The organism is Bradyrhizobium sp. 23, from assembly GCF_023073295.1.
Lineage (GTDB): Bacteria > Pseudomonadota > Alphaproteobacteria > Rhizobiales > Xanthobacteraceae > Bradyrhizobium > Bradyrhizobium canariense_D.
On sequence record NZ_JADPJF010000058.1, the window covers coordinates 33,838 to 36,562 of the forward strand.

The following is a 2,725-nucleotide window of genomic DNA, read 5'->3' on the forward strand; positions in this document are numbered from 1 at the left end:
TGGTGACGCCGCAGCGGCCAATGGTGGCAAGCAGCCCCTTGGCGTCGAAGCGCGGCTGGTTGACCACAAAGACGGTCGCGCCCGCATTCCACGGCGCAAAGAAACAGCTCCAGGCGTGCTTGGCCCAACCGGGCGAGGAGATGTTGAGATGGACGTCGCCGGGCTTCAACCCGATCCAATACATGGTCGAGAGATGGCCGACGGGATAACTGCGCTGGCTGTGCCGCACCAGCTTCGGCTTTGCCGTGGTGCCCGAGGTGAAATAGAGCAGCATCGGGTCGTCAGCGTTGGTCGGGCCGTCGGCTGCAAAGCTCTCCGACGCCCTTGCGGCGTCATCATAGGAAAGCCAGCCATCGGAGGCCTCGCCCACGACGATGCGGACGATATTATCGGCGCCAAGACTTGCGAACTTCGCAACCTGGTCCTGCGCGGCCACCACCGCCTTTGCCTTGCCGCGATCGAGCCGGTCGCGCAGCTCGTCGGCGGTGAGCAGCGTCGTCGCGGGAATCACGACGACGCCGAGCTTGATCGCGGCCAGCATCGTCTCCCACAGCGGAACGACATTGCCGAGCAGCAGCAGGAGATGATCGCCGCGCTTCAAGCCTTGCGCGCGGAGGAAGTTGGCGACCTGGTTGGAGCGGCGCGACAACGCCCCGAACGAGAGCTTGGTCTGCCGATCCTGCGCGGCATCGACGATCCAGAGCGCAGGACGATCCTTGCTGTCCGCATTCGCCGCTAGCTCGGCATCGAACCAGTCGAGCGCCCAGTTGAAGGGAACCGGATCCGGCCAGCGGAAGCCCTTGACCGCTGTCTCATAGTCCGTGCGGTTGTGAAGCAGAAACGCGCGCGCTTCCTGAAATGTCGTCATTAGGCTTTCCCGGCCAGCCCCCTAACGTGCTCGATAATTCCGGAAAAATCCACCCCGCCCTGGCCGGCTGCGTCAAAGGCCTGATAGATTTCCTGCGCATGCTTGCCGAGCGGCGTCGCCGCGCCGGCGGCCTTGGCGGCGTCCTGCGCCAGTGTCAGATCCTTCACCATCAGTGCCGAGGCAAAGCCCGGCTTGTAGTCGTTGTTGGCGGGCGAGGTCGGCACCGGCCCGGGCACCGGACAATAGGTCGTCAGCGACCAGCACTGGCCCGACGAGGTCGAGGCGACGTCGAACAGCGCCTGGTGCGAGAGCCCGAGCTTCTCGGCCAGCGCGAACGCCTCACTCACGGCGATCATGGAAATGCCGAGGATCATGTTGTTGCAGATTTTTGCCGCCTGGCCCGCGCCGGCACCGCCGCAATGCACGATCTTCTTGCCCATGTTCTCCAGCACGGGCTTTGCCGCTGCAAACGCGTTGTCCTCGCCGCCGCACATGAAGGTGAGCGTCGCACCCTTGGCTCCGCCGGTGCCGCCGGACACCGGCGCGTCGACCGAAAGCACGCCGTGCTTGGCCGCGAGCGCATGCGCCTGCCGCGCGCTCTCGACGTCTATGGTGGAGGAGTCGATGATCAACGCGCCCTTGGTCATCGCGGGAACGACCTCGCCCCACACGCCGAGCACATGCTTGCCGGCCGGCAGCATGGTGACGACCACATCGGCACCTTTCACGGCGCCCGCAGCGCTCTCTGCGATGCCGGCACCGTCGGCCTTGGCCTGGTTGCGGGAGGCCTCGGCGAGGTCGAAAGCGACGACCTTGTGGCCGGCCTTGACCAGATTGGCGGCCATGGGGCCGCCCATGTTGCCGAGACCGATGAATGCGATCGTGGCCATCTTGGTTTCCTCCGCTTGAAAGACGTTGTTAGTTGAACTTCAATTCGTCGGCGCCGATCTCGGCGAGATAGTGCGCAAGCATGTCCGGCGTGACGTCCTCGATTCGCGACGGCGACCAGGTCGGATTGCGGTCCTTGTCGATCACGGCGGCGCGCACGCCTTCGCGAAAGTCGTCGCTGCGGAAGACTTCCAGCGCAGCCCGATATTCGCGCACCAGGCATTCTTCCAGGCTCGACGCGGTGCGCGCGAGCCGCAGCAGCTTGAGCGTCACCACCATGCCGCGCGGCGATTTTTCGTTGAGCGTCTTCAACGTCGCCAGCGCGAACTCGGAACCGTCGCGCTTGAGCGCGGCAAAAATGTCTTGCATGCGGTCGAAGCCGAACAGTGCGTCGATCGCCGGCTCCTTTGCGGCGACCGGCCCCGCGATCTCCCCGGTCGCAAAACCGTTGATGAGCTTGCTGACATCGGCCGCGGTGACGCCCTGGCGAACTTTGGTCAGCGCGTCGCGCAACTCGGGCCATTTGGCCGCCGGTACCACCGCGTCGGCAAACCTGGCATGGATCGCATCGGGGCCGTTCATGGTCTGGCCGGTCAGGCCGAAATAAGTGCCGATCTCGACCGGCGAGCGTGACAACAGCCAAGTGCCGCCGACGTCGGGAAAGAAACCGAGCCCGACCTCGGGCATCGCAAGCCTCGTACGGTCAGTCACGATTCGATGGCTCGCATGCGACGAGAGTCCGACGCCGCCGCCCATCACAATGCCGTCCATGAAGGCGACATAAGGTTTCGGGAATTTCTTGATCCGGGCGTTGAGGATGTACTCTTCCCGCCACAGGATCTTGCCGAGGTCACCATTGACCTTCGAACTTTCCCAGAGCGCACGGATGTCGCCGCCGGCACACAAGCCACGCTCGCCGGCACCTTCCAGCACGATCACGGCAACGGCGGGATCGGCCTCAAAACGGTC

The 2,725-nt window shown here is 64.7% G+C and carries 2 protein-coding genes and 1 pseudogene; all 3 read right to left on the minus strand.

Annotated elements, in window-relative coordinates; translation table 11 throughout:
* Window positions 1-868: AMP-binding protein (locus tag IVB32_RS13710; protein ID WP_247410603.1), on the minus strand; the 868-nt coding region annotated here is incomplete at its 3' end.
* Window positions 868-1,773 (minus strand): annotated as a pseudogene (gene mmsB / locus IVB32_RS13715) (3-hydroxyisobutyrate dehydrogenase); the annotation flags it as partial. The pseudogene mmsB and the gene IVB32_RS13710, both read right to left, overlap by 1 nt.
* 13 nt (window positions 1,774-1,786) lie before the next feature.
* Window positions 1,787-2,725 (minus strand): enoyl-CoA hydratase/isomerase family protein (locus tag IVB32_RS13720; RefSeq protein WP_247410605.1); only part of this gene is annotated, 939 nt, incomplete at its 5' end.